Below are 26549 nucleotides of genomic sequence, written 5' to 3' on the forward strand. Positions count from 1 at the left end.
GACCGTGTGACGTCATTCCGCCAGCTGGGTGAGCGCCCATGCAGCCGCGTCGGCCACCATTTCCGATTCGTCACCGGCGAGCGCGGCCAGCCGAGCGCGGAAGCGCCCGTTACCGCTGTTCCCCGCCGCGATCGCCGCATTGCGGACCATGCGATTGCGTCCAATGCGCTTGATAGGCGACCCTGCGAACACCTGGCGGAATCCCGCATCATCGAGTTCGAGCAAGTCGGCGAGCGCAGGCGCAGCAAGCTCGGCGCGGGGCAGGAAGGCGCGGTGGCAATGCGCGGTATGGGCGAACTTGTTCCACGGGCAGACCGCGAGGCAATCGTCACAGCCATAGACCCGGTTGCCAATCGCACGCCGCAGCTCCACCGGAATCGGCCCGTCGTGCTCGATCGTGAGGTAGGAAATGCAGCGGCGCGCATCGAGCTGGTAGGGTGCGGGAAAGGCCAGCGTCGGACACGCATCCTGACACGCGTGGCAGCTGCCGCAGCGATCACGACCCGGCGGCGCCGGGGCGAGGTCAAGCGTGGTGTAGATCGCACCAAGAAACAGCCAGCTGCCATGTTCGCGGCTGACGAGATTGGTGTGCTTGCCTTGCCAGCCCAGCCCCGCCGCCGCTGCGAGCGGTTTTTCCATCACGGGCGCTGTATCTACGAACACCTTGACGTCGGTGCCGGGGGCTTCGGCGACGAGCCAGCGGGCGACCGCTTTTAGCGCCTTCTTGACCGTGTCATGATAGTCGCTCCCCTGGGCGTAGACCGAAATCCGCCCGCGATCGGGATGCCCTGCAAGCGCCAAAGGATCACCCCCGGGCGCATAGCTCATGCCGAGGGCGATCACCGACCGCACCTCGGGCCACAGTCCCTTGGGCGACCCCCGCTGGCCGGCGCGGCTTTCCATCCAGATCATGCCGCCATGCCGACCCTCGGCAAGCCATTGGTTCAGCCGTTCGGCGCTCTCGCTGGTGGCATCGGCGCGCGTAATGCCGAACGCCGCGAAACCATGCGCACGCGCGAACGCTTCGAGCCGCTGTTCGAGAGGGGGCAAGGGTTCGGCAACCATTGGCGCTCTATACGCGAGCTGCCTCGCCGTGCCATAGCTTGCGCGAGATCAGTGGGAAACGGCATTTGATCGATCTAAGCGTCGAGGCGAAGGGCCTCACCAAATATTTCGGTGCTTTCAGGGCCGTCGACAATGTCAGCCTCGAGGTGCCGACGGGCACGATATACGGCGTGCTGGGACCCAATGGCGCGGGCAAGACCACCAGTCTGCGCATGATGCTAGGCATCGTCGACCCCGACGCGGGCGAAAGCCGGCTGCTCGGCGGCCGGACCCCGCAAATGGTGCGCCACCGCGTCGGCTACCTCCCCGAGGAACGCGGCCTCTACCCCGGCATGAAGGCGCGCGAGGCGATAGCCTTTATGGGCGCATTGCGCGGACTCGATTGGGCCGAGGGACGGCGGCGCGCCGCGGACTTCATGTCTGAACTCAGCCTCGAACGCGTGATCGACGAGAAGATCCGCAAGATGTCGAAGGGGATGGCGCAGATGGTCCAGCTCATCGGCTCGATCGTTCACGCCCCCGACCTGATCGTCCTCGACGAGCCATTTTCGGGACTCGACCCGGTGAATCAGGAACGGCTCGAAATGCTGGTTCGCCGCGAGCGCGATCGCGGCGCGACCATCCTCTTCTCCACCCATGTCATGGCGCACGCGGAACGGCTATGCGACCGCATTGCCATCATCGCGCGGTCGGCAGGGCGGTTCGAAGGGACGGTAGACGCGGCGCGCGCTTTGCTGCCGATGCAGGTGCGTTATACACCGCGCACCGACGACCCTGCGCTTGCCCGAATTCTGCCCGTAGGGGCGGAACGACGCGGCGAAGCATGGCAGTTTCCGATCGAAGACGATGCGGTGGAACCCCTGCTCGCGCGCATTACCGCGAGCGGCCACGGTGTCGCCGGTCTCTCGATCGTCCGCCCCGCGCTTCACGACGCCTTTGTCCATATCGTGCGGCAGGTCGATGCGGGATTCGACGCCGATCCCGAGACCGACGCGATCGAGGAATCCGCAGCATGACGCCGCTTCTCCGCAACATCTTCGTGGTTGCGCGGCGCGACTTTCTGTCGATCGTCGCGACGCCAACCTTCCTGCTCTTCCTGCTTGCCCCGCTTTTCATGATTGGCATGGGCGCGCTCGGCGGCTTCGGCGCCTCGCAGCTCGCCGACAGTGCGCGCGGCGCGGGCCGCGTCGTTGCGGTCGTCGATCCAGGCGATGTCGAGGCGCTGCGCGAAGCCGACGCCCGCCTGCGCGATGCGCTCCCCGGTGGCAAACCCGCAACGCTCGAGCTGCGCGTTGCAACATCCGGCGTGGATCCGGTCACGATCGCGCAGGAGAAAGGCCGCGACACCTACGCTGTCATGATCGGCCCCCTCGCCGCTCCGCGCATTGTCGAGCGTGAAGCGAACAGCCGGTCGGGACGCTATCTTGCGCTCCTCGCGACCGAGGTGCTGCGCGCGCGAGCTGCGGGGCCCATTGCCCCCGCAGCGCCGCATTTCGAAAGCCTGACCCGCGGCGGCACCAGCATCGCAGCGCAGCAGTCGATCGGCTTTGGCGCCGTCTTCGTCATTTTTCTTTTGACCCTGCTCCTCGCCGGTCAGTCGGTCGGCATGCTCGCCGAGGAAAAGGGCAACAAGGTGATCGAGATTCTTGCCGCCGCGGTTCCTCTCGAGAGCGTTTTCCTCGGCAAGCTCATCGGGCTGCTCGGCGTAGCGATTCTGTTCATCGCCTTCTGGATGGCAATGGCCATCGGCGCCGGGCTCGTCATGTTGACGCAGATCGACCCCGCCGCCGCCGCGCAGGCAGGGGCATCGGCGCCGCAACTGGTACTCGCGGTGGCACCAGCGACGGGCTGGCCCTTCTTCATCCTGGCCGCCTTCCTCTATTTCGTGATGGCCTTCCTGCTACTTGGCGCGGTTTTTCTCGGCGTGGGCGCGCAGGCCGCGACGGTGCGCGAGATCCAGATGCTCAGTCTGCCGATCACCATCTTTCAGGTCGCAATGTTGAGCTTGTCGAGCGCCGCCGCCAACGCGCCGGGAAGCAGACTTGCAACGATTGCCCAGCTTATCCCCTTCTCCTCGCCGCTCGCGATGGCAGCGCGCGCCGCGACGGACGATGCGAAGGCCGTGCACTTGCTCGCGCTCGGCTGGCAGGCGATCTGGGTCGCGCTCGTAGTCTATGTCTCGGTGCGCCTCTTCCGCTCGGGTGTCCTGAGCGGGCGCCGCGACTGGCGATTCTGGAAACGCACAAAGGGTGTGGCGGCCGATACGGCGGCCCGTCGGTAGCTGTGAAATCAAGCCCGTCGTCGCCGCTGTGCGACGGGTAGAGCAAAGCGCCAGTCGAGGAGCCAGCGCGTCGTTGACAAAGCTGTAAATAGTGGCATTCTGCAACTCATATAGGCCGCATCAGACGGCCCCCGAGAGGAGCTGCCCGATGGCCACCCAAATTCGCGTTGCGCCAGAAAACCCTGATCCGTTGGACGTTTCCCGCGCCGAGCTGTGGAGCGAGGACCGCTGGCAGGAGCCGATGGCCCGGCTGCGCGCCGAATCACCAATCCACTATTGCGAGGATTCGAAGTTCGGACCCTATTGGTCGGTGACAACCTACAAGCCCATCCAGCATGTCGAGGCGCTGCCCAAGATATTCTCCTCTTCATGGGAATATGGCGGCATCACCGTCGCGGGTGACGGAATCGAGCATCTGCAGGAGGGAGAAGTCCCGATGCCGATGTTTATCGCAATGGACCCGCCGCAACACACCGCCCAGCGCCGGACCGTCGCCCCTGCGTTCGGCCCATCGGAAATCGAGCGAATGCGCGCCGATACGCTTGCGCGTACCTCGGCAGTGCTCGACACGCTTCCCATTGGCGAAGCCTTTGACTGGGTCGAGAAACTCTCGATCGAGCTTACGACACAGATGCTCGCCATCCTCTTCGACTTCCCGTGGGAGGAACGGCACAAGCTCACCGCCTGGTCCGATGCGCTTGGCGATATCGAGAGCTTCAACACCCTCGAGCTTCGGCAGAAGCGGCTCGCAATCGCCTATGAAATGGGGGCGGCGTTCAAGGAACTCTGGGACCGCAAAGCAAAGGCGCCGGGTCCGCACGATCTTATTTCGATCATGCTCCAGTCTGACGCGATGAGCCACATGAGCCATGAGGAATTCATGGGGAATCTCATCCTCCTCATAGTTGGCGGCAACGATACGACGCGCAATTCGATGTCGGCCTATGCCTATGGCCTCCATTGCTTCCCCGAGGAGCGCGCAAAGCTAGAGGCCAATCACGATCCCGAACTCGCGGTCAATGCGATGCACGAGATCATCCGCTGGCAAACCCCGCTCGCCCACATGCGGCGTACCGCGACAGAAGATACCGAACTATTCGGTCACCAGATAAAAAAGCGCGACAAGATCGCGCTGTGGTACGCCTCGGCGAACCGCGACGAGAGCATCTTCCCGGATGGCGACCGGATCATCGTCGACCGTGAAAACGCGCGGCGCCACCTCGCGTTCGGCTACGGAATCCACCGCTGCGTCGGCGCACGCGTCGCAGAGCTTCAGCTCACCGCGCTGATTTCCGAAATGCAGCGGCGCCGGTTGCGGGTGAACGTCGTAGGCGAGCCCGAGCGCGTGCACGCAAGTTTCGTGCATGGCTATCGCCATTTGCCGGTGGTCCTCGAACAATATTGATGCGCAAGCTGAAACCTCGCGCGATCTGCTTCCGTATCAACAGCTATGATCGAACGACGCTATCTTCTCGCAGGCCTCGTGCTCGGTGGCGGTCTCATCGGCGCACCGATGCTTTTCGCCAAGTCGAAGCGCCCGCTCGCGGAGCCCGGCTGGCGCCTGCCTGACGCCGAGTGGAAAAGACGGCTCACCCCCTTCCAGTACAAGGTGCTGCGCGAGGCCGCGACCGAACGCCCGTTCAGCAGCCCGCTCAACGATGAGCACCGCGCCGGAATCTTCTCCTGCGCCGGTTGCGCGTTGCCGCTCTATTCGAGCCGCACGAAGTTCGACAGCGGGACCGGCTGGCCAAGCTTCTGGGCGCCGCTCAAGGGCGCAATAAAGACCGCGACTGACTATGAACTTGGCTACCCCCGCACCGAAGTGCATTGCCGCCGGTGCAGCGGACACCTCGGCCATGTCTTCAATGACGGGCCGAAGCCCACAGGCAAGCGTTACTGCATGAATGGCGCCGCGCTCAGTTTCCGGCCGGGCTGAGGGGGGGAAGGACGCGATAGACCGCAAAGCCGCCGCGGGAGAGCGCGGGTTCGGGGTGTAGCCATTCGACCTTCTCGCCCCGGGCCAAAAGAGCCGCCAACCCCGCCGGATTTGCTGCCGACAGATTGTCGATTTCGGGTAGATGCGCACAAAGCGTGAGCCAGGTTGCGCCGCTCGCCCGTACGATCGGCTCAGCGATTTCGGGCCGCGACACATAGGCTTTGATGACGCGGTTCATCGCGACATGATTGCGATGATGACCCGTAGCGACGACGCTATGGGGCGTCCAAACCAGCAGCGCGGGTCCGATATCCAGCGGGGCGAAGAGCAGCGCCGGCCTTTCATGCGCGAGCGGTGCCAGCATCCCCGGATCCGGGCATGTCAGACCCTCGGCTCGTTGGGGTTCCGGGCGTGTGATCGCTTCGGCAAGCGAAGATGCCAGCAGCGCTTCACAAGTCGGGAGCGCCGCCAGCACGAGAATAGCACCGGCCACGCGGCGCGGTGCACTCCGCAGACTCCGGCTCCAGCTCCAAATCGCAAGCAGCATCGCTGCGGATCCGGGCACCAGAAAGGCGTGGGCGACTGCAGATGTTCGAAAGACAAGCATCGAGAGCAGCCCGCCACCCAACGCAGCAAAGCTCAGCGAGAACCAATTCTCGGCCATCCATCCGCCGGGCGCTCGTCGCCAGGCCCACAGCGTTGCACCAAGACCTATCAGCATCGGGATAGTGAACAGGGCGGCGCTGGCGGGACTCTGGCGCCAGACAGGCTGCCCTTCGACAACGAGATTGTACCAATATGTGCGAACCAGCGGTTCCAGCTCTCCGAATGGACCGCTGCGGCATGCGTGTCCCAACATCAGGAATACCCCCGCCGCGGCCAGCCCCGCGAGGGTTAGTCCCATGCCGCGCCGCACCCATGTCGCGCGCAAGGCTGCTGGTCCCTTCAGCCAGAGAAGCAGCACAGCTCCCGCTGTCGCAACGCCTGCAAGATAGGGGCGAGTAAAAGCGTCACAATGGACCTCGAACAAAGCCGGCGGTCCGCGGAAAACGACAAGCCACACAGGCGGAAGGATCACAAGTCCAACCGCGAACCCGGCAAGGCGTGGTGCCTTCTCCGGGTCTCGGAGCCATGCATACGCAAACAGAGCGCCAAAGAGCACCAGATAGGGCAAGCCTTCGAGCGAGATTTCAACATGCGCCGTGATCACCAACGCAGCAGCAAGTCCGCGGCGAAAGCTCGCTTCTCCCAGCGCGAGCCATAGCATCCCGACCGACAGCAAGAGCTGCCAATTGTGGTGGTCGATGCGGAGCGGCGCGAAATAGTGAAGGATGGTAACACTCGTCGCGGCGACGACCAGCCCCGCCACGAGCAACCGCCGATCGCCGAGTTGGGCGAGGATACGGCCAAACAGCCAGAACAGCGGAAGCATCCACAGCGGCGGATAAATGGCGACTGCCCAGCGTTCTCCCATTTCGGGGCCGAGCAAGCGTGTCAGCAGCCAGACGAGCGCCCCAATCTGCGCGTCGATAAAGCGAGACCAATGCATCGCCCCGCCCCCGCTGCCCGGATCGACGCGATATTGCGTGATGTCCCACCAGCCCTGTCCCGCCATCAGATCGCGGACCTGCGCGAGGCGCATATAATCGTCGGCATCGCGCAGTCCGAGCGCAGCGATCGCCTCGCGGTAGATGAAGAGGGAAATCAGCGCGACGAGAGCCCCGGCCAGAAACGCGAGGCTGTTCCAACCGCGACGACCGACAAGCGGCGTCAAGAATGCCGCACGCGTCAACCGGGACACCGATTACCCACAGGAAAAACTAGCGTCTTGCGCAAGAGATAGGTGGTGAGGAAGCTCACGGCGATCGCCGTCAATTTTGACAGGCGCGCGTCGATTCCCGCCGCTTCGCCAGCCGAGACGAGCAGGACGGTAATCGCAAGACCCGCAAGGGCGGAGCCAAGGAAAAGTGCCTTTTGCCGCACCCGCTCCATGCCCGCTGTGCACGCACCCTTGACGAAGACGAGGCGCGAGCTGATCAGCCAGTGAATGCCTATCCCCGTGGCATAGCTTGTGGCCGATGCTGCTGCCGGGGGCCAGTCAGCGGTGAGGAGGACAAGAAACAGCACCATGTCGCCCGCGAGTGCGACCACGCTAGCGCCGAGATAACGCAGGAAGGTCCATTGCAGCCATTGACGGAGCGGGGGGAACGGGGCTGACATCACGCGTCACGCCGCCTTGCCCACTCGCGCGGGGACCTCGCGCACCGACGCTAGCGCGGCGCGCTCGCCTTCGCTGCCGCTCTCGTGATATTCGGCGTCCTCGTTGACGCCCCAGATGTCGTAGATGCGCGCTCCGGCGGTAATATTGCGTACTGTCAGCATCGCAGTCATCATCGCGTGATCCTGGTTGTTGTATCGGTGCATGCCGTTGCGTCCGACCAGGTGAAGCGTCGGGTAGCGCGTCTCAAGCTCCTCCCGCATCGCCGCGACATGCGCCGCATAGTCGTCGTCATAGACCGGATATGCCTTCTCCTGGCGCACCACCGCGCCCCCGACTACGTCGGCGGGGTCGCAGAGGCCGAGGATTGCCATTTCCTTGGTCGCGAGCGCTATCAGATCCTCGTCGCTCGACGACCAGAGCCCGTCGCCTTCGAAACAGAAATATTCGAGGCCGACACAGGCAATCGCCGGGTCGGGTACCATTTCGGGGGACCAGCTGCGAAAATTCTGCACGCGGCCGACCTTCACCTTGCTGTCGTGGATATAGATCCAGTTGTCGGGGAAGAGATCCTCCGAGCGGATCTTGAGCGCGACGGTCAAAAAGTCGCGGTATTTAAGGTTAGGCGCTGCGGTCAGCGCGCTGGCAGGGAGGGGATGAATGCGCGCGGCGAGCTCGCGCATCGGTGCCGAGCTGATGACATGTCCCGCGTCGATCACGACATCACCGTCGGGTCCCGTTGCGGTCATCCGCCAACGCCCGCTCTTCTGGTCCTGCGTCAGCTGCTTGAAGCTGTGCCCCATGAGCACATGATTCCCGCCTGCCCGCACCTTTTCGGCCGCGGCCTCCCACATCATACCGGGGCCGAGCCGCGGATAGCGAAAGGTTTCAAGCAAGGTCTTGGTCGCCATGCCGTCGTTCGGCGCCCTGTTGAGCCCCAGGCTGCGCTTCAACCCGTCGAGCACCGCTGCCCCGAGGCTGAGCCCCTTGATGCGCTGCGCTGCCCAGTCGGCCGACATCTCGTCGCACGGCATGCCCCACACCTTCTCGGTATAGGTTTTGAAAAAGATCGAATAAAGCTTGTGCCCGAACTGGTTGACCGTCCAGTCCTCGAAACTGCGCACCTTCTTTTTCGGCAGCAACTTCGATTTGGCGTAGCTCGCCATGCAAAGCGCCGAGCGCAGGATGCCAAGGTTCCATAGAGCCTCGAACGCGCGCAGCGGATAGGAATAGAATTTACCCTCGTAATAAATACGGCTCATCCGCGGCCGCTGAATGAAATCATCGGGTAGAATCTCGTTCCAGAGATCAACCACCTCTTGAGATTTAGAGAAAAAACGGTGGCCTCCAATGTCGAAGCGAAAACCATTGTGCTCAACTGTACGGCTTATTCCGCCGACATAGACAGGGTCCTTCTCGATCACCGTGACGCGGTATCCCTGCCGGGTCAGCAGATAGGCAGCGGTGAGGCCCGCGGGCCCCGCGCCGATGATCGCGACATCCGCGCTCGTCGGACGGCTTTGAGTATCAGGCATCGAGAATTCTCCACGCAGCAAGACGATTGCCTGCCCGTGTGGAGCAGCGGACCTAAAAACTGGTTAACAGGACGGTAGGAAATCTGCCGCGCCCGGAGAATCGGGTCAGATCGACTCGCCCGACAGGCGCTGACAAATCATGTCGAGCTGGTCGAGCGATGCAAATTTCAGCGTCAGCGCGCCCCTGCCGCCCCCGCCATACTGAATGGCAACGCCGATTCCCAGAAGCTCGGACAGATGGCGCTCGACCGCGACGATGTCAGGGTCACGCCCTCCGTCGATACCCTTGCGTTCAGTGCCGCCCTTGCGTTGGCCGCTCTTTCCGGCACGTACCAGAGCCTCGACCGCGCGTACCGACAGCCCCTCACGCACCACTTTGTGCGCAATCTCTTCGGCGTCAGCCACGCCGATCAGCGCGCGCGCATGCCCCATCGCAAGACTGCCGTCACTGACGAGAGCCTGTACATTGCGCGGAAGGTCGAGCAGACGCATAAGATTGGCGACGTGGCTGCGCGATTTGCCGACGAGCTTCGCCAGCGCCTCCTGGCTATGGCCAAAATCCTCGATGAGCTTGCGATATGCGCTCGCTTCCTCGATCGCACTTAGATCCTCGCGCTGAATATTTTCAACGAGTGCGATTTCATAGGTCGCGGCATCGTCCAGATCGCGCACAAGCGCTGGGATTTGGTGCAGTCCCGCACGCTGAGCCGCGCGCCAGCGCCGCTCACCGGCGACGAGCTGATAGCCCTCACCCCCAGGGGCGCGGCGGACGATGATCGGCTGGAGAAGACCGCGCGCGCTGATCGAGTCCGCAAGTTCCGCTATCGCCGCCTCGTCGAAATGACGGCGCGGCTGGCCGGGTAGCGGACGGATCGTACCAACCGCAATATGCTGGACGGCATCGCCCGAGGGTGCGGGCACGGTCTTTACGGCAGCGCCGGGGCTTGCAAGAACCGGTGACTCGACCGCGACGTCACCGAAGAGTGCATTCAATCCGCGACCCAGTCCGGACGGGCGCTTACGCGCCGGTGCGTTGGCATTTTCGTCTTTATTGTCAGTCATTTAAGCGGCCTTACGGACATTGGGCAGGCGGCCGAGAAGTTCGCGCGCGAGCGCGATATAGGCGGCCGATCCCGCGCAGCGATGGTCGTATATCAGCGCCGGCAGTCCGTGACTCGGCGCCTCGGACAGTCGGACGTTGCGCGGAATCACCGTGTCGAACACCACCGGGCCCAATACTTCGCGAACATCGTCCGAAACCTGATCAGTGAGCCGGTTCCGCCGGTCGAACATGGTGAGCGCAACGCCCAGGATGAAAAGCTGGGGGTTGAAGCGGCCCCGAACCCGCTCGACCGTGGTGAGCAGCTGGCTCAGTCCCTCGAGCGCGAAAAATTCGCATTGCAGCGGGACGAGCAGCGATTCGGCGGCAATCAGCGCATTAAGCGTGAGCATGCCGAGCGAAGGCGGACAGTCGATCAAACATATATCCCACTGCCCTGCTTCGGCGGCCTCCAGGGCCTGCTGCAGCCGATGGAGGCGGTCCTGAAACTCGATGAGTTCAATCTCGGCGCCCGACAGATCGACCGTTGCCGGAACGATATCGAGCCGCGGAATCGCCGTCGCGACGCGGCATTCGGCCACGCTGGCGTCGCCGCGCAGCAAGTCATAGCTCGACAATTCGCGCTGGGACTGGCTAATTCCAAGCCCGGTCGAGGCATTTCCCTGCGGGTCGAGATCGATGATCAGCGTGCGCCACCCCGTCGCCGCGAGCGCCGTGGCGAGGTTGATCGCCGTTGTCGTCTTGCCGACCCCGCCCTTCTGGTTCGCCACGGCAATGCGAATCATCGCTATCCTCGCTGTTTCGCCACGATGCGACCGCGCCCTACCAGAATCTGGCTCTCCGCGTCGGTGTGGCTCTGTTCCACGTGAAACATCTTCTGCCATGCCGGAGACAGAGATGCCAGTTCCTTAACCGCGTTTCGGCCCTTGGGGAGCAGCCATTGCGTCGACTCGGTGGAAAAACGCGCGGATAAGGCGATCAATCGATCGAGCGGAGCAAATGCACGCGCGCTGATCGTACCGGCCGCGCGCGTTTCAAGGCGCTCGAGCGGCGCTTCAGCGACCTCGACGTCGCCGAGACCCAGCTCTGCCACGACGTCCCGGAGGAATTCGCAGCGCCGCTTTCGCGCCTCGACAAGCAGGGTCGGCCGCTCACTCAAAATAGCCGCGACGACCCCCGGCAACCCTGGCCCGCTGCCGAGATCCATCCACAGTCCCTCGCCTTCCTGGCCGACCGCGACCAGCTGCGCGCTGTCGGCAATGTGCCGTACCCAAAGATGCGGGATTGTCGACGCCGCGACCAAATTCTGGCGTCCATTCTCAGCCACCAGCATGGCCGCGAAGCGCTCGAGCTTCTCCCACTGCGCCGGAGCCGGAGCGAACGTCCTCTCGATCCAGGCTCTGGCATCGGCCTCTGTTTTCAGTATCGCCACCATCAATCCCGCACCGATCTTCGACAATTGGAACTGGCCTCCTGGAGCGGGCGCTGCGCAGGTGCAAGCAGTCCTTCCCGAACGCCCTAACTTCGCAGGTCGTCGACGGCGTTCCCGGCGATAAGCCCGGCCCCGCCCCCCTTGGACTCAAGCCGCGCGCCGCCGACTGTGTACCATGATCGCCGTCAGCGCTGCGGGGGTAATGCCATCGATCCGCGCCGCTTGCCCCAGCGTTTCGGGGCGCGCTTTCGTCAGACGTTCGACCATCTCGCGCGAAAGCCCGCCGATCGATGCGTAATCAAGGTCAATATCGAGCAATATTGCCTCATTTGCAGCGAGGGCACGCAGCTCTGCCTCCTGCCGCGCGATATAAGGCGCATAATGCGCATCCTCGGCGATCTCGGACAGAATATCCGGGTCGAACGCAGCGAGCTCGGGCGCCAGTGTCGTGAGCGCGCCCATCGTCACCCCGTGGAAGCGCAGGAGATCGATCCGCCGCCGCGCCGCGCCGTCACCAGGCAGAGCGATTCCGAGCAACGCATAATCGGCCGTATGGGCCGCCACATTGAGCTGAGCTTCGGCTGCTTCGCGCGCGGCCGTGCGCGCTTCGAATTTCGCCGCGGTCGCCGGGCGCACCAGACCAAGCGCAATCCCGCGCGGCGTCAGGCGCGTTGCTGCATTGTCGGCGCGCAACCGCAATCGATATTCGGCGCGCGCAGTGAGCATCCGGTAGGGCTCCGTCACGCCCTGCAGCACAAGGTCGTCGACCATCACGCCGATATAGGATTCGCTGCGATCAAGGATCAGAGGCTCGCGGCACTGAACGCTGAGCGCGGCATTCGTACCAGCGACCAGACCCTGCGCCGCTGCTTCTTCATAGCCGGTGGTGCCATTGATCTGCCCTGCGCACCACAGCCCGGGTAGCGCCCGAACCTGGAGCGTCCGGTCGAGCGCGCGCGGGTCGATATGATCATATTCGACCGCATAGCCTGGGACGACCATCTCGACCGTCTCGAGACCCTCGATTGTACGCAGCATTTCAAGCTGGACATCGGCGGGGAGCGACGTCGACACGCCGTTCGGGTATACGAGATGCGTGCCCAGCCCCTCGGGCTCGAGAAAAATCTGATGACCGTCGCGGTCGGCGAAACGGTGAATCTTGTCCTCGATCGATGGGCAATACCGTGGTCCCGCAGCGCCGATCGCACCGGTGAACAGCGGCGAGCGGTCGAGGTTTGCGGCGATGATTGCGTGTGTCTGGGTGTTGGTCCGCGTGATCGCGCAGAAAATCTGCGGCACGCTGCGGCCCTCGTTCCACGTGGAAAAGGTCCAGCGCGCGCCCTCGGCGCTGTCGGAGGGCTGCTCGGCAAGCCGGACCCAGTCTATCGTGCGCCCGTCAAGCCGCGGCGGCGTGCCAGTCTTGAGCCGTCCCATTGGCAGTTTCGCCGCGCGTAGCTGCACCGCGAGCCGGTGCGCGCCGGCCTCGCCGATGCGGCCGCCCTCGATCCGTTCTTCGCCGCGAAACATCGTTCCGGCGAGAAATGTGCCGGTGGCGAGAACGACCGCACCAGCCCTGATCGTCGTCCCGTCACCCAGTTCCACACCCTCGACACGGGCTTCGTCCCCGGACAGCTCGAGCGCCGCCACTTCGCCCGCGATGACCGTAATATGGGATTCGGCGGCAAGAAGGGACTGGATCGCGTCTCGATAGAGCCGGCGATCGGCCTGAATCCGCGGCCCTTGAACTGCCGAGCCCTTTGAGGCGTTGAGCATCCGGTAATGGATTGCGGCAGCATCCGCCGCGCGTGCCATCCAGCCGTCGAGCGCATCGACTTCGCGCACCAGATGCCCTTTTCCCAGGCCACCAATGGCCGGATTGCACGACATGGTTCCGATCATTTTCGGGTCGAAACTGACGAGCGCGACCCGCGCACCGAGACGCGCAGCGGCGGCCGCGGCCTCAGTCCCGGCGTGCCCGCCGCCGACCACGACGACATCGAAGGTTGCGCTGCTTTGCATGATGGCGGCGCCCTTATACGAAAGAGCGCGCCGAATCTACTGCGACAGTCCGATGTTTCACGTGAAACACGGCGGATGCCGTGTGGCGGTCACTTGCCGATGCAGAAGCGCCCGAAGAGTGCATCGAGCATATCTTCGACACCAGCCCGCCCGGTGATCCGGTCAAGAGCCCCCGCGGCGAGCCTCAGCCGTTCGGCAAGCAGTATCAAGTCATTGGTCTCGCGCGAACCAGCCTCAACCGAGAGCCAGCGCTGCGCCTCGGCAAGCGCGGCGCGCTGACGCGTCCGCAGTGCCGCCTCTCCCTCGCGCGGCAGCAGCGTCCTCGCCATCTCGACGATGTAGCGATGGAGCTTGTCCATCCCCTCGCCCGTCGCCGCCGACAAGGTCAGGTCACATCGCGCTGCTTCGGCTTCGCGCGCAGCATCGCCCCGCCAGCGATCCGACTGCGCCGCGATCAGTATCGTGCGCGGGTGGTCGGGCGCTGCATCGGGGGGACCCAGCCACAGCACGATGTCAGCCGCCGCGATCGCCGCTTCCGCCCGTTCGATTCCGATCGCCTCGATCGCACCGGCTCCTTCGCCGCGCAGCCCCGCCGTGTCGGAAAAGCGCATCGCGATCCCGTCGAGCGCCAACGGGGTCTCGATCACGTCGCGCGTCGTCCCGGCCACCGGCGAAACGATCGCAAGCTCGCGTTGGACCAAAGCATTGATTAACGTCGATTTTCCCGCGTTGGGCGGCCCTGCGATAACGACGGACAGGCCCTCTGAAATGACCTCAGCCGCCGGCCGCGCCAGCCATTCCGCGAGTTCTGCCGAAACTTCCGCCATCCCCCCAACCACTCGCTGCGCGGCGCCATCATAGACTTCGACATCGTCCTCGTCGGCAAAATTGAGCTCGGCCTCGGCCCCGGCCATCAGCTCCAGCAACCGCTCCTGCCACTTCGCCACCGCACGCGACACATGCCCGCTCGCCATTCCCAGCGCCTGCACCCGCTGGCTCTCGGTCTCTGCCGCGAGCAGGTCTGCGAGGCCCTCCGCCTCGGCGAGGTCGATCCGTCCATTGAGAAAGGCACGACGCGTGAATTCACCCGCCTCGGCGCAGCGCAACCCGGGAATCGCCGCGAGCGCCGCCTCGACTGCGGCGACCACGGCCCGGCCGCCGTGGAGGTGGAATTCGGCCAGATCCTCTCCCGTCGCCGTCGCTGGCCCGGGGAACCAGAGCAACAGCGCGCGGTCGAGCGGAGCGCCATTCGGGTCACGAAGCTGCGCAAGCGATGCGCACCGCGGTGTCGGCACCCGCCCCGCCAGCGCCTGCAGCGCATCCCGCGCTCTGGGACCGCTCACGCGCACGACGCCGATGGCCGCTGGCGGGCTCCCGCTCGACAGCGCGAAAATCGTCTCGCTGCTCTTCTCGTGGGTCAGCTCTTGCGCCCCCGCGCGGGCTTGCCGCCGTCGTCACTGTCGGGCGCCTTTGCTGCGCCGCCCATCAATCCTCCGCCGAACTGCCCAAGTAGGGATTGGACGAGCCCCAGTCCGCCTTCACCCATCGGAACCCAGCTCTTGACCATCGCCTGGACCATGTCCGGGGTGATGCCCTTTGCCATCAACTCCTTGACCCGGCTCAGATAAATATCGTGCAGTGGTTCAAGGTCGGGCAGGCCGAACAGCCGACGCGCTTCCTCGGGGGTGCAATCCACCTCAATATTGAATTTCATGCGCCGTCTCCTGTCCGCGCGTGGGTGTTGGCGCTTGAGCCGCGCCCCCGGCGCCGCTAGCTTCGCGCTTTCATCGTCGATAAGCAAGAGCCAGGAGAGCCCGCATGTCCCCGACCAACACAACCATCCCCGCCCTCGAAAACGAAGGCGATATCCCGGCCTATGTCGCGCGTCCCGACGCGGATTCAGCGCGCGCGATTATCGTGATCCCCGAAATCTTCGGCGTGAATGCAGGAATCCGCAAGAAATGCGACGATTGGGCGGCCGAGGGCTATCTCGCGATCGCGCCTGACATCTTCTGGCGCTTCGCCCCCGGAGTCGAACTCAGCCCCGATGTCGAAGCCGAACTTCAGGAAGCTTTTGGATACTACGGACAATATGATGCCGACCTCGGGGTCAAGGACATCGAAGCGACTATCCGGTGGCTGCGCGACCAGGGGGCCGACCGGATCGGCTGCGTCGGTTTCTGCCTTGGCGGCCGCCTCGCTTATATGGCGGCCACGCGTACCGACATCGACGCGTCGGTTGGCTATTATGGCGTGATGATCGACACGATGCTGAACGAAGCCCATGCAATTTCAAATCCGCTGATGCTCCATATCCCGACCGAAGACCATCTGGTCGACCATGCCGCGCAGCAGAAAATCCACGAAGCGCTCGATCCGAACCCCAAGGTGACACTGCACGACTATCCCGGCCTCGATCACGGCTTCGCCGCGACGAGCGGCAACCGCCGGAACGAGGAGGGCGCCCAGCTCGCCGACGGCCGCACCCGCGCCTTCTTCGCCGAGGCGCTAGCGTGACCATCCACCCGGGACTCGCCGCCTGGCACGCCTATATGGCGGGCGGCGGCGACCCGCAGGACTTGCGCGAGCTGCTCGCCGAAGATGCGGTTTTCCATTCTCCCGTCGTCCACACGCCCCAGGAGGGTCGCGACAAGGTGTTCGCCTATCTCCATGCGGCGAGCCATGTCCTTGGGGGCGACAAATTTCGCTATCTGCGCGAGATTGCCGATGGCGGTCAGGCCTGCCTCGAGTTTCAGACCGAGCTTGAAGGCATCCAGATCAACGGCGTCGATATCATTCGCTGGAATGAGGACGGAAAAATTCAGGATTTCAAGGTGATGGTTCGCCCGCTCAAGGCCATCAACAAGGTGTGGGAGAAGATGGCGGCGATGCTCGCCGCGCAGGCGAGCTAGGCGCGCCGTGCACCGCTGGCTCGTCTTTCCAGTCCTGCTCCTCCTCGCGGCAGCCGCGGCGTGGTGGCCGCCGGCGCGCTGGACGCTGCTGTTGTGGGTGCCGCTGCTGCTCCTCGCGCTCCATGACGCGCTCCAGCGGCGGCACACGCTGCGCCGCAACTATCCGCTGATCGCCCGCATCCGCTGGCTCTTTGAGGATCTGCGACCCTTTCTCTATTCCTATATTGTCGAAAGCCCGTTTGACGGACGTCCCTTCACCCGGGCCGAGCGTGATATCGTCTATGCCCGCGCCAAGGGCGATCTCGACGCGCACCCCTTCGGGACCGAGCTCGACGTCTATTCGGACGAATATGAATGGATGAGCCACAGCATCGCGCCGGAGGTCGGCCACGACCGGACGCAGCGCGTCCAGGTCGGCACCTCCCAATGCCGGCGTCCGTACGAGGCGGCGCTGCTCAACATTTCGGCGATGAGCTTCGGGTCGCTCGGCGCGCGGGCGATCGAAGCGCTGAACCTCGGGGCAAGGCTGGGCAATTTCTACCACGACACGGGCGAAGGCGGCCTTAGCCCCTATCACCGCCTTCACGGCGGCGACGTCGTATGGGAACTGGGTAGCGGATATTTCGGATGCCGTGATGGAGGCGGCCGCTTCGACCCCGAACGCTTCCGCGACTGCGCCCAGAACGATCAGGTCAAGATGATCGAGATCAAGCTCAGCCAGGGCGCGAAACCCGGTCATGGCGGGGTGCTGCCCGGCCCCAAGGTCAGCGCCGAGATCGCCGCGACACGCGGCGTTCTCCAAGGCGAGGATTGCATTTCCCCATCGGCGCATTCGGCCTTTTCCACCCCGATCGAAATGGTCGAATGGGCCGCAAGATTGCGCGATCTTTCGGGAGGAAAGCCCGTCGGCATCAAGCTTTGTGTCGGACAGCCACACGAAATTTATGCCGTCATGAAGGCAATGCTCGAGACCGGAATCCGGCTCGATTTCATTGTCATCGACGGCGCTGAAGGCGGCACCGGCGCTGCGCCCGTCGAGTTTTCCAACCGGGTTGGCATGCCGCTGCGCGAAGGGCTGATCTTTGTGCGCAACGCGCTCGTCGGGTGCGGGCTCAAGGAGGAAATCCGCCTTGCCGCGTCGGGCAAGGTGCATTCGGGTGCAGGACTCGCGGTCAATTGCGCGCTCGGCGCGGACTGGTCGAATGCCGCACGCGCGTTCATGTTCTCGCTGGGGTGCATCCAGTCGCTCAAATGCCATACCGACCAATGCCCGACGGGCGTTGCGACGCAGGACCCCGGCCGCCAGCGCGGGCTTGTTGTTCCCGACAAGGCCGAGCGTGTCCGCCGTTTCCAGGCATCGACCGTCTCGGCGCTGTGGGACATCAGCTGCGCGATGGGACTCGATAGCCCCTGGGCGATCCGGCCGCATCACCTGCACGAACGGCTCAACTCGGCGCGTTCGGATTCGATCGATCGCATCTATAATTTCTATCCGCGCGGCGTCCTGCTCGACGATCCCGGATCGGTCGCGAGTGCACGTTACTGGGCAATGGCGCGCGCCGACAGTTTTCGCGCCGCGATCGAAGGAACGCCCGGCTAGATCAGGCTGAGTCCGGCCAACTCGCGATATAGGTCGGGCGGCAGGTCGCCGATACCGCTATCGTCGTCGATGCCCCGCGGCGCATCGGCCTCCGTCAAATAACGCCACCCCTGGTGGGCCCGCTTGGGCTGCGGATGCACGCGTTCGAGCACCCCGCGGCAAACGATGTCGATCCGCCCGTCGTCGCGGTCCTCGAAGCGCAGGATTTCAACGCGCCCGACGATCGTGTGCCGCACGATGAAGTGGAGCCGGCCCCCGACCAGCTCATCGGCACGCTTCGGCTTGAACCGCGTTGCGAAACGAATTTCGCCGCCGCGTGCGTAATTGGCGATCCGTGCCTGGAGCGCTGGATAGTCGACGCAACCGACGGCGACGCGGGTCATGTGAAGTGGCGACATATTGGCCAGATGGGAAGCCATTTCAGCTTGCCAAGCCCAAGAGGACAAAAAGCCTCCGCGCAGAATCCTAACCAGTCGCGGGGAACGCAAACTCCGGCTGCTCGACCACCTTCAACCCCATGTCACCTCGCAGCTCAGTGTGAAGATTATCCAAATCGATGATGAAAGAGAAGGTAAGCTGCCCGCTTTTACACATATCAATCAATATGTTGGGATCGCGCTTGAGGTAAACCGAATCTCCGCTAACGATGAGATATCTTACGACGCCTTCCTTATCCTCTAACGAGGCTTCATCTGCAGACCACTTCATCTTTTGAAAATTAGATAGCGACTTCTTTAGGTTAGATACGGACGCTCCTGAATCAAGAAGTCTCTTTATCGCCTTAAGAACAAGAATATCCCGGAAGTCATATCTGCGCTTTTTCCCGCGGCGCTTTCCGTCTTTTCGCGATGCAACAAACACTCCAGATCGCTGGAGATAGTCGAGCATTGCAACAGATTTGAACCCCGCAAGCTTGGCGGCCACCTTGGCTTCGCACGGCACAATAATAGTAGTCATGCTCAGAACTATGATTTGGAATTATTGAAAATCCAACAAGATTCATCACCCTTGACCCTCCATCCCACAAATTGTGTTTAAGTTATATTTGACACACAAGATGTTGTTGATGGATAAGGCCAGCGCAACTTCGCTAGAAAGGAGGAATAAACCGATGTACTTCGAAAAATATCCGCAAGCTGGCCAATGGCGCTGGCGACTGAAGGGCGCCAATCACGAGATCGTCGCCTCGGGCGAGTCATACATTTACGAGCGTGACTGCGACCATGCGATCGATCTCGTGAAGGGTACGAACAGCAACACGCCGGTCTACCGGCGCTAACGCGTACAGATCGAGGATAAGCAAAGGGCCGGGGGATGCAACATCCCCCGGCCCTATTTTTATTCAGTCGTTCAGCCGAACAACGTGCCCATGCCGACGCTGGGGTCGACCCAGCCTTCATGGATCATCTTGACCGCGACATAGAGGATCACGGCGAGACCGACATAGGCGATCCAGCGGTAGCGCTCGATATATTTGGCGATGATGTTGGCTGCGACGCCCATCAGCGCGACCGCGAAAATCAGCCCGACGATCAGAATTCCGGGATGCTCGCGCGCCGCGCCTGCGACAGCGAGGACATTGTCGAGGCTCATGCTCACATCTGCGACCGCCACCGCCCAAGCCGCGGCAGCAAAACTCTTGGCGGGTTTGAGCCCCGAATGCTCGTCACCTTCGATCTCGGGCGACCCTGCCGAATGGCTGCCCTCGCGTAGTTCGCGCCACATCTTCCAGGCGACCCAGATGAGCAATAGCCCGCCTACGAAGATCAGCCCGACGATCTGCATCAACTGGGTCACGACAAGGGCAAAAGCGATTCGCAGAACCAGCGCCGCAAGGACGCCGATCAGGATCACCTTCTTGCGCTGTTCGGCAGGCAGCCCCGCGGCAAGCGCACCGACGACGATTGCATTGTCGCCCGCAAGGACGATGTCGATCATCAGCACCTGCAGGAAAGCAGCCAGCGCAGCCGGTTCGGTGATGTTCGAAAAATCGGCGACGATATGCGCCCAGATTCCGTCAGGCCCGCCCAAGGTCTGCGCGGCGGCGGCTTGCGTCAAAATTTCCAGTATCACAACGGGTCCCCGAAATAGCTGACCTCTGGAACAGGGTCATAGAAGCGGTGCAGCAACGCCCGCCATTGCCGATAGCGATCGGATTGCCGGAAGCCATCGCGATGGTCCGCAACCGAACTCCATTCTGCCAACAACAAATAAGGCTGTCCGGTTCCGACCGGGCGGCGAATTTCGATCGAAAGAAAGCCCGGCGAAGCCTCGATCAGCGGGCGTGCCTCGGCAAAGGCTGCCTCGAACGCGGCTTCGCTTCCCACCCGAACGGGAAGCAAGGCATGCTCGACCACCGCCATCGCCGGACCCTTATTGATTCATGCTGTCGAAGAAATCCTCGTTGGTCTTCGAATCCTTGATCTTGTCGAGCAGGAATTCCATCGCGTCGACCGTGCCCATCTGCATGAGAATACGGCGAAGCACCCACATTTTGCTGAGCTTGTCCTTCTCGACAAGCAGTTCTTCCTTGCGGGTGCCCGACTTGCCCACGTCGAGCGCGGGGAAGATCCGCTTGTCGGCGACCTTGCGGTCGAGCACGATTTCGGAGTTGCCGGTGCCTTTGAACTCCTCGAAGATCACTTCATCCATGCGGCTGCCCGTATCGATCAGCGCGGTCGCGATGATCGACAGCGAACCGCCTTCCTCGATATTGCGCGCAGCACCGAAGAAGCGCTTCGGACGCTGAAGCGCGTTCGCGTCGACACCGCCGGTCAGCACCTTGCCCGACGAGGGCACAACGGTGTTGTAGGCACGGCCGAGGCGGGTGATCGAGTCGAGCAGGATCACGACGTCCTTCTTGTGTTCGACCAGACGCTTCGCCTTCTCGATCACCATTTCGGCGACCTGGACGTGGCGCGTCGCGGGTTCATCAAAGGTTGAGGAGACGACCTCGCCGTTCACGCTGCGCTGCATGTCGGTAACTTCCTCGGGACGTTCGTCGACGAGGAGAACGATCAGATAGACCTCGGGGTGATTGTCCGTGATCGCCTTGGCGATGTTCTGGAGAAGCACAGTCTTACCCGTGCGGGGCGGTGCGACGATCAGCGCGCGCTGCCCCTTGCCTTGCGGGCTGACGAGGTCGATCACCCGTGCCGACTTGTCCTTGACCGTCGGGTCGACTGTGTCGAGCGACAGCTTCTGGTTCGGGTAGAGCGGCGTGAGGTTGTCGAAATTGACACGATGACGAACGACATCCGGATCGTCAAAATTGACGCTGATCAGCCTGGTCAGCGCGAAATATCGCTCTCCATCGCGCGGCGCGCGGATCTCGCCCTCGACAGTATCGCCAGTGCGAAGCCCATATTTGCGAACCTGGTTCGGCGAGACATAGATGTCGTCGGGACCGGCGAGATAATTGGCCTCGGACGAACGCAGGAAGCCGAAGCTGTCCGGCAGGACCTCGATCGTCCCCGACCCGATGATCTCCTCGCCCTCTTCAGCGAGTTCCTTGAGGATCGAGAACATCAAATCCTGCTTGCGCAGCGTTGACGCGCCTTCGACCCCCAGATCCTCTGCCATTTCGACAAGCTGCGCGGGCGACTTCGTCTTGAGTTCTTTAAGATGCATGGATGATTCCAGGATGAAAAATTCAGGAAAAAATAAACATTATGTCATTGCACCGGAGGTGCCTATCCGACCGGGGGACGGCCGTTTCGATAGCTGCGGCGCGGGTGGCGCGCCGCCCGCGCGGGCGCGGGAGTTGATCGGCCCCTATAACCGACGCCAGTGCAAGTCAATCGGGCTGCGTCGTGGGAAGTGTCAGGGTCGAACGATCACCAATATGACAATGATCGCCGCGGCGATTCCGGGAACCTCGTTAAGCAACCGCAACCGGCTTTCGCTCAGCGGGCGTTCGCCGCGCCGCAGTTTCTTGAAATAGCCGACCAGCCATCCGTGATAGCCCGACAGCAGAAGGACGAGCAGCAATTTGCCGTGAAACCATCCCTCTGACCAAAAGCCGCCATTCACCGCAAGCATCAGCCCCAGAACCCAGACGAGAATGATCGACGGATTGAGGATGATGCGCCGCAGCCGATCCTCCCGCTCGATCCATTTCTTGTCCTCTTCGGATCCCACCGGGCATTGATGGTGATAGACAAAGAAGCGCGGCATCATGAACAGGCCCGCCATCAGAAAGATGACGAAAATCACGTGCGCCGCTTTCACCCAAAGCATCGTTACCCCCAGAAACCCGATCCAGTCCGTCATCACCTACCCGCCTCGAACGCGTCTGATCAGATGCTCGACATGGGCGATCGGCGTGTCCGGAACGATGCCGTGCCCGAGGTTGAAGATATGGGGGCGCGCGGGGAAAGCTGCAAGGATGCGATCGATCGCTGCATCGAGCGCCGCGCCACCGGCGACGAGCGCCAAGGGATCTAGATTGCCCTGCACGGGCAGGTGCGGCGGCAGCACTGCGTCGGCCCAGCCGGGATCGACCGTCTCGTCAAGCCCGATCGCAGCGACCCCCGTTTCGTTTGCATAGGCCGCCAGCTTGCCACCCGCACCTTTCGGAAAGCCGATGACCGGCGTGTCGGGGTGGAGCGCCTTCAGCCTGCGAACGATAAGAGCGTTCGGCGCGATCACCCAGCGTTCGAACTGCGCTGGACTGAGGCTCCCGGCCCAGCTGTCGAAAAGTTGAACTGCCTCAACACCATTTTCGATCTGCCCGGACAGGTAAGTCACCGTAACATCGACGATCGCGTTGATCAGAGCGTCGAAAGCGGACGGGTTGGCATAAGCGAGCCGCCGCGCGGCCGCCTGGTCCTTCGATCCCGCGCCGGCGACCATATAGGTGGCAACGGTCCAGGGACTTCCCGCAAAACCAAGGAAGCTGGTTTCGGGCGGCAGCGCCGCCGCGACGCGCGCGACGGTGGCATAGACGGGTTCGAGCCGTTGCGGTGCCGCCTCGAGCGCTTCGAGAATGCCATCGACCAGCGGCGGGGCGAGCCTGGGCCCCTCGCCCGCTTCGAACCAAAGATTCTGCCCCAGCGCATGCGGGACAACGAGAATATCCGAAAAGAGGATCGCACCATCGAAGCCGAAGCGCCGGATCGGCTGCAGCGTCACCTCGGCCGCCGCCTCGGAATCGTAGCAGAGCTCGAGGAAACCCCCCTTGGTTTCCCGCAGCGCGCGATATTCAGGCAGATAGCGTCCTGCCTGACGCATCAGCCATAGCGCGGGCCGCTCGTTCCGCACTCCGCGCAGCGTTGCCAGCAAAGTCTTCGGTGACGCCTTCACGCGGACCCTCTTTCTATCTTCATAATCATATATAGAAAATGATTGCGGTAGTTGTTGGCGGTCGAACAGCGCGGCTTTAGGCACGCACGCCGCCTTTGCCAACAGCTTGACTCTTCGATCGGCTGCCCCTTGCTACAGAGTCGCTCCCTTTCGTTCGCCTAATTCACAGCCTGTGGATAAAATTTGCCTGCTGTGGACAAAGGGTGGAACGGAATCGGCAGCGGCCGGGATGATTCATGATTGCCGATCCTGTCCCGCGGCTTGTGCTCAATTTTATCCACAGCGCTTGGCCCGCGTCTCCGCTTGCCTTTTTATGCAGTGCATCGGAAAGCTCGGAGGATGAGCCGCCTTCACCTGCACCTCATATCCGATTCCACCGGCGAGACGCTGGAAAATATTGCCAAGGCGGCGATTGCGCAGTTCGACGATGTCGAGGTGGTGCGTCATTTCTGGCCGATGGTGCGATCCGAATCCCATCTCGATCGCATCATGGCCGAGGTGCAGGCGAGCCCGGGCATGATCCTCTTCACGCTCGTCAACGGCGAGCTGCGCGCGAGCCTTGAGCGGCGGGCTGCAACTCTCAACCTGCCGACCGTTCCGGCGCTCGACGCCGTCACCGATGCGCTTTCGCGCATGCTCGGACAAGAGGCGAAGGCGCGGCCGGGGCGGCAGCATGTGCTCGACGCCGCCTACTTCGCCCGCGTGGAGGCTATCCAGTTCACCGTCGCGCACGATGACGGTATCGGCTGGGAAAATTGGGAGCAGGCCGACATTGTTCTTGCGGGGGTGTCGCGTACATCGAAGACGCCGACGAGCATCTATCTCGCCAATCGCGGCTTCAAGACCGCGAACATCCCGATCGTCCCGGAGTCACCGCCCCCCGACACGCTCTTTACGCTGAAGCGTCCCCTCGTCGTCGGGTTGACGACGGGAATCGATCGGCTTGTACAGGTGCGGCGCAACCGCCTCCTGTCGCTCAACCAGGCACCCGAGACCGCCTATGTCGACGAAGAGCGCGTCAAGGCCGAGCTCGCGTACGCGCGGCGCATGTTCGCCGACAATGGCTGGCCCGTAATCGATGTCACGCGCCGATCAATCGAGGAAACCGCCGCCGCGGTCATCAAGCTGGTCGAGGATCGGACCGCGGGATGAGCGCGCTCGTCCTCGCCTCGCAAAGCAGCGGCCGCGCCGCGATGCTCCGGGCCGCCGGGCTTGATTTCGAAACGACGGCCGCGCATGTCGACGAGGAGGCAATGACGGCGGCGCTGCTCGCCGCCCGCCACACTCCCCGCAATATTGCCGACGCGCTCGCCGAAGCGAAGGCCGTCAAGATTTCCTCGCGGCTTCCGGGCGTTACCGTGATCGGCGCCGATTCGACGCTCGCGCTCGACGACGGGACCATGCTCACGAAGCCTGAAAGCCCCGACGAAGCCGCGCAGCATCTGCGGCGAATGGCGGGGGGGCGCCACCGCCTGTTCAGCGCCGCAGTGGTCGCGCGCGACGGCGCGCCGGTGTGGCGCGCGATTGGCGAGGCGAGGCTGTGGATGCGCCCCTTGTCGGACGCCTTCATCGCGGACTATGTGAACCGCGAATGGGACAGCATCCGCTGGACCGTCGGCTGTTATGAGATCGAGGGAGCGGGCGTGCAATTGTTCGATCGGGTCGAGGGCGACCCTTGGACCATCGTCGGCATGCCGATGCTTCCGCTGCTCGCCTGGCTGCGCGCGACCGGACTCGCCCGCTCATGAACAGCCTCCCCTATGCCGAAGTGATAGGCGACCCGATCGCCCAGTCGAAATCGCCGCTGATCCATGGCTTCTGGCTCGATGCTCTCGGCCTGGCCGGGCATTACGACCGCGCACATGTGAAACCTGAGGACCTCGCCGCCTATATCGACGACCGCCGCGCCGATCCCGTCTGGCGCGGCTGCAACGTCACCATGCCGCACAAGCAGGCAATCATGGATCTGGTCGATGACCCCGGCAATATCCGGGGTACGATCGGCGCGATGAACACGGTCGTGCACCAAAGTGACGGGTCGCTGATCGGCACCAACACCGACGCTGCGGGATTCTTCGCGCCCCTCGCTGAAGTCGACCTTGCCGGTGCACCCGTCGTGGTGGTCGGAGCGGGAGGCGCCGCGCGCGCGGTCCTCTTTGCGCTCGCGCGTGCGGGCGTCGGTCCGGTTACCATGCTCGCACGCAGCCCGCTCAAGGCGATGGGCCTGCTTTCGGCCTTCGGCCTCAAGGGCCAAGCCGCGGCGCTCGATGCACCGCTGCCCCCCGCGGCGCTTCTGGTCAATGCGAGCAGTCTGGGCATGACGGGCCAGCCGGCGCTGAATCTCGACCTTGCTCCATTGCCCGAGGGGGCAATCGTGTACGACCTTGTCTATTCCCCGCTGCGCACAGGGCTGCTCCAGGCGGCCGAAGCGCGGGGTCTCGATCATGTTGACGGGCTCGACATGCTGATCGGCCAGGCCGCGCTCGCCTTCGAGCTGTTTTTCGGCCAGTCGCCGCCCGAAGGGCGCGACGATGAACTGCGCGCGTTGCTCAGCGCGTGACCCACTATAAGCGGCCCGCATCGCGGCTTCGCCGCCCCTTCATTCTCGGGCTCACCGGATCGATCGGCATGGGAAAGTCCGCGGCTGCGGCCATGTTCGAGCGCGAAGGCGTGCCCGTCTTTGACGCCGATGCCGAGGTCCATCGGCTGCAGGGACCGGGCGGCGCGCTCGTTGGCGCGATCGAGGCGCGCTTTCCCGGCACCACCGGGGCACAGGGCGTCGATCGGCAAAAGCTCGGCGCGCGCGTACTGGGAAACCGCCACGAACTCGCCGCGCTTGAGGCGATCATTCATCCAGCGGTCGCGCGCGCGCAGAAGCGCTTTCTCTCGCGTCACCGCGCGCGCGACGTTGTCGTTCTCGACATTCCCCTGCTCTTCGAAAAAGGCGGTTTTCGCCGCGTCGGGGCGGTCGCCGTGGTCTCGGCGCCGCTCTGGGTTCAACGTCGCCGCGTCCTGCGCCGACCCGGTATGAGCAAGGCAAAGTTCAAGGCAATCCGCGCGCTTCAGGTGCCCGACCGTGTCAAGCGTGCGCGCGCCGATTTCGTGATCGAAACCGGGCGCCCCAAAAGCGAGACGCATCGCCAGATTCGCGCCATCACCTCTTGTTTCCGCGCCCGATAAGGTCCAG

At 63.4% G+C, this 26549-nt stretch carries 29 protein-coding genes; 12 read left to right on the forward strand and 17 right to left on the reverse strand.

Annotated features, from left to right (window positions below):
• Positions 1-12: 12 nt before the first annotated feature.
• Positions 13-1065 carry a tRNA epoxyqueuosine(34) reductase QueG gene (gene queG, locus LH20_RS20505; RefSeq protein ID WP_053555820.1) on the reverse strand — a complete coding sequence of 351 codons (1053 nt, stop codon included), beginning with the start codon at positions 1063-1065 and terminating at the stop codon, positions 13-15.
• A 65-nt stretch (positions 1066-1130) separates the two neighbouring features.
• Between queG and LH20_RS20510 the strand changes: the two genes are divergently transcribed.
• The 4 genes from LH20_RS20510 (at position 1131) to msrB (ending at position 5282) form a co-directional block, all read left to right on the forward strand.
• Complete coding sequence (locus tag LH20_RS20510; RefSeq protein ID WP_053555821.1) at positions 1131-2081, forward strand: ABC transporter ATP-binding protein; 951 nt, start codon at positions 1131-1133, stop codon at positions 2079-2081.
• Entirely contained in the window at positions 2078-3346 is a 1269-nt protein-coding gene (locus tag LH20_RS20515) for an ABC transporter permease (RefSeq protein ID WP_053555822.1), read from the forward strand. Before LH20_RS20510 ends, LH20_RS20515 begins: the two co-directional genes overlap by 4 nt.
• 148 nt (positions 3347-3494) lie before the next feature.
• Positions 3495-4751, forward strand: a complete 1257-nt coding sequence (locus LH20_RS20520) for a cytochrome P450 (protein WP_053555823.1) — start codon at positions 3495-3497, stop codon at positions 4749-4751.
• Positions 4752-4796: 45 nt separating this feature from the next.
• A complete protein-coding gene (gene msrB / locus LH20_RS20525) occupies positions 4797-5282 on the forward strand; it encodes a peptide-methionine (R)-S-oxide reductase MsrB (protein ID WP_053555824.1) in 486 nt (161 codons plus the stop codon).
• Here the strand turns inward: msrB and LH20_RS20530 are convergent.
• The 9 genes from LH20_RS20530 to LH20_RS20570 form a co-directional block, all read right to left on the reverse strand.
• Positions 5263-7083 (reverse strand): hypothetical protein, encoded by a 1821-nt coding sequence (locus LH20_RS20530; protein ID WP_144423626.1) that lies wholly within the window; start codon positions 7081-7083, stop codon positions 5263-5265. The genes msrB and LH20_RS20530 overlap by 20 nt on opposite strands.
• Entirely contained in the window at positions 7071-7502 is a 432-nt protein-coding gene (locus LH20_RS20535; RefSeq protein WP_053555826.1) for a GtrA family protein, read from the reverse strand. The genes LH20_RS20530 and LH20_RS20535 overlap by 13 nt, the downstream gene beginning before the upstream one ends.
• A gap of 6 nt (positions 7503-7508) precedes the next feature.
• Entirely contained in the window at positions 7509-9035 is a 1527-nt protein-coding gene (locus tag LH20_RS20540) for an NAD(P)/FAD-dependent oxidoreductase (RefSeq protein WP_053555827.1), read from the reverse strand.
• 105 nt (positions 9036-9140) lie between these two features.
• Entirely contained in the window at positions 9141-10097 is a 957-nt protein-coding gene (locus tag LH20_RS20545) for a ParB/RepB/Spo0J family partition protein (protein WP_053555828.1), read from the reverse strand.
• Complete coding sequence (locus tag LH20_RS20550; RefSeq protein ID WP_053555829.1) at positions 10098-10880, reverse strand: ParA family protein; 783 nt, start codon at positions 10878-10880, stop codon at positions 10098-10100.
• Between the two features lie 2 nt (positions 10881-10882).
• Positions 10883-11554 (reverse strand): 16S rRNA (guanine(527)-N(7))-methyltransferase RsmG, encoded by a 672-nt coding sequence (gene rsmG, locus LH20_RS20555; protein WP_321164223.1) that lies wholly within the window; start codon positions 11552-11554, stop codon positions 10883-10885.
• 120 nt (positions 11555-11674) lie between these two features.
• On the reverse strand, positions 11675-13546 hold the full coding sequence (gene mnmG / locus LH20_RS20560; protein WP_053555830.1) for a tRNA uridine-5-carboxymethylaminomethyl(34) synthesis enzyme MnmG: 1872 nt from the start codon (positions 13544-13546) through the stop codon (positions 11675-11677).
• An 89-nt stretch (positions 13547-13635) separates the two neighbouring features.
• Positions 13636-14940 carry a tRNA uridine-5-carboxymethylaminomethyl(34) synthesis GTPase MnmE gene (mnmE, locus tag LH20_RS20565; RefSeq protein ID WP_268796122.1) on the reverse strand — a complete coding sequence of 435 codons (1305 nt, stop codon included), beginning with the start codon at positions 14938-14940 and terminating at the stop codon, positions 13636-13638.
• A gap of 23 nt (positions 14941-14963) precedes the next feature.
• Positions 14964-15260, reverse strand: a complete 297-nt coding sequence (locus LH20_RS20570; protein WP_053555832.1) for a DUF6489 family protein — start codon at positions 15258-15260, stop codon at positions 14964-14966.
• Between the two features lie 104 nt (positions 15261-15364).
• On the opposite strand from LH20_RS20570, the gene LH20_RS20575 reads away from it, so the two are divergent.
• From LH20_RS20575 to LH20_RS20585, 3 genes are read left to right on the forward strand one after another with little or no spacing between them, the layout of a single operon-like run.
• Positions 15365-16063 (forward strand): dienelactone hydrolase family protein, encoded by a 699-nt coding sequence (locus tag LH20_RS20575; RefSeq protein ID WP_053555833.1) that lies wholly within the window; start codon positions 15365-15367, stop codon positions 16061-16063.
• Between the two features lie 35 nt (positions 16064-16098).
• Positions 16099-16458: a nuclear transport factor 2 family protein gene (locus LH20_RS20580; RefSeq protein WP_053556415.1), complete on the forward strand. Its 360-nt coding sequence runs from the start codon at positions 16099-16101 to the stop codon at positions 16456-16458.
• A gap of 7 nt (positions 16459-16465) precedes the next feature.
• Complete coding sequence (locus tag LH20_RS20585) at positions 16466-18058, forward strand: FMN-binding glutamate synthase family protein (RefSeq protein WP_053555834.1); 1593 nt, start codon at positions 16466-16468, stop codon at positions 18056-18058.
• On the opposite strand, the gene LH20_RS20590 is transcribed toward LH20_RS20585, so the two are convergent.
• Together LH20_RS20590 and LH20_RS23130 are read right to left on the reverse strand one after the other, a co-directional pair.
• On the reverse strand, positions 18055-18441 hold the full coding sequence (locus LH20_RS20590; protein ID WP_235527050.1) for a DUF1489 family protein: 387 nt from the start codon (positions 18439-18441) through the stop codon (positions 18055-18057). The two genes, LH20_RS20585 and LH20_RS20590, sit on opposite strands and share 4 nt — an antisense overlap.
• Before the next feature lie 82 nt (positions 18442-18523).
• Positions 18524-19015 carry a MerR family transcriptional regulator gene (locus LH20_RS23130; RefSeq protein ID WP_083455522.1) on the reverse strand — a complete coding sequence of 164 codons (492 nt, stop codon included), beginning with the start codon at positions 19013-19015 and terminating at the stop codon, positions 18524-18526.
• Between the two features lie 154 nt (positions 19016-19169).
• On the opposite strand from LH20_RS23130, the gene LH20_RS23135 reads away from it, so the two are divergent.
• Entirely contained in the window at positions 19170-19337 is a 168-nt protein-coding gene (locus LH20_RS23135; protein WP_083455523.1) for a YegP family protein, read from the forward strand.
• A gap of 71 nt (positions 19338-19408) precedes the next feature.
• On the opposite strand, the gene LH20_RS20600 is transcribed toward LH20_RS23135, so the two are convergent.
• From LH20_RS20600 to hemE, 5 genes are all read right to left on the reverse strand, one after another.
• Entirely contained in the window at positions 19409-20131 is a 723-nt protein-coding gene (locus LH20_RS20600) for a TerC family protein (RefSeq protein WP_083455524.1), read from the reverse strand.
• The gene (locus tag LH20_RS20605; protein WP_053555836.1) at positions 20128-20421 is read right to left on the reverse strand and encodes an antibiotic biosynthesis monooxygenase family protein; all 294 of its coding nucleotides are present in this window, start codon (positions 20419-20421) and stop codon (positions 20128-20130) included. The genes LH20_RS20600 and LH20_RS20605 overlap by 4 nt, the downstream gene beginning before the upstream one ends.
• Before the next feature lie 10 nt (positions 20422-20431).
• Positions 20432-21688 (reverse strand): transcription termination factor Rho, encoded by a 1257-nt coding sequence (rho, locus tag LH20_RS20610; protein WP_053555837.1) that lies wholly within the window; start codon positions 21686-21688, stop codon positions 20432-20434.
• A gap of 192 nt (positions 21689-21880) precedes the next feature.
• The gene (locus tag LH20_RS20615; protein WP_442800441.1) at positions 21881-22330 is read right to left on the reverse strand and encodes a CopD family protein; all 450 of its coding nucleotides are present in this window, start codon (positions 22328-22330) and stop codon (positions 21881-21883) included.
• 3 nt (positions 22331-22333) lie between these two features.
• A complete protein-coding gene (hemE, locus tag LH20_RS20620; RefSeq protein ID WP_053555838.1) occupies positions 22334-23362 on the reverse strand; it encodes a uroporphyrinogen decarboxylase in 1029 nt (342 codons plus the stop codon).
• A 339-nt stretch (positions 23363-23701) separates the two neighbouring features.
• Here hemE and LH20_RS20625 point away from each other — a divergent pair, with 339 nt between their 5' ends.
• Genes LH20_RS20625 through coaE form a run of 4 tightly spaced genes read left to right on the forward strand, consistent with a single transcriptional unit; the run spans position 23702 to position 26542 of the window.
• Positions 23702-24514: a pyruvate, water dikinase regulatory protein gene (locus LH20_RS20625; protein ID WP_053555839.1), complete on the forward strand. Its 813-nt coding sequence runs from the start codon at positions 23702-23704 to the stop codon at positions 24512-24514.
• Positions 24511-25110 carry a Maf family protein gene (locus tag LH20_RS20630; RefSeq protein ID WP_083455525.1) on the forward strand — a complete coding sequence of 200 codons (600 nt, stop codon included), beginning with the start codon at positions 24511-24513 and terminating at the stop codon, positions 25108-25110. The genes LH20_RS20625 and LH20_RS20630 overlap by 4 nt, the downstream gene beginning before the upstream one ends.
• Positions 25107-25922 carry a shikimate dehydrogenase family protein gene (locus LH20_RS20635; RefSeq protein WP_053555840.1) on the forward strand — a complete coding sequence of 272 codons (816 nt, stop codon included), beginning with the start codon at positions 25107-25109 and terminating at the stop codon, positions 25920-25922. Before LH20_RS20630 ends, LH20_RS20635 begins: the two co-directional genes overlap by 4 nt.
• The gene (gene coaE, locus LH20_RS20640; RefSeq protein WP_083455526.1) at positions 25919-26542 is read left to right on the forward strand and encodes a dephospho-CoA kinase; all 624 of its coding nucleotides are present in this window, start codon (positions 25919-25921) and stop codon (positions 26540-26542) included. The genes LH20_RS20635 and coaE overlap by 4 nt, the downstream gene beginning before the upstream one ends.
• Positions 26543-26549: the final 7 nt, after the last annotated feature.

Source organism: Sphingopyxis sp. 113P3, assembly GCF_001278035.1.
In the GTDB taxonomy this organism is placed as follows: Bacteria; Pseudomonadota; Alphaproteobacteria; order Sphingomonadales; family Sphingomonadaceae; genus Sphingopyxis.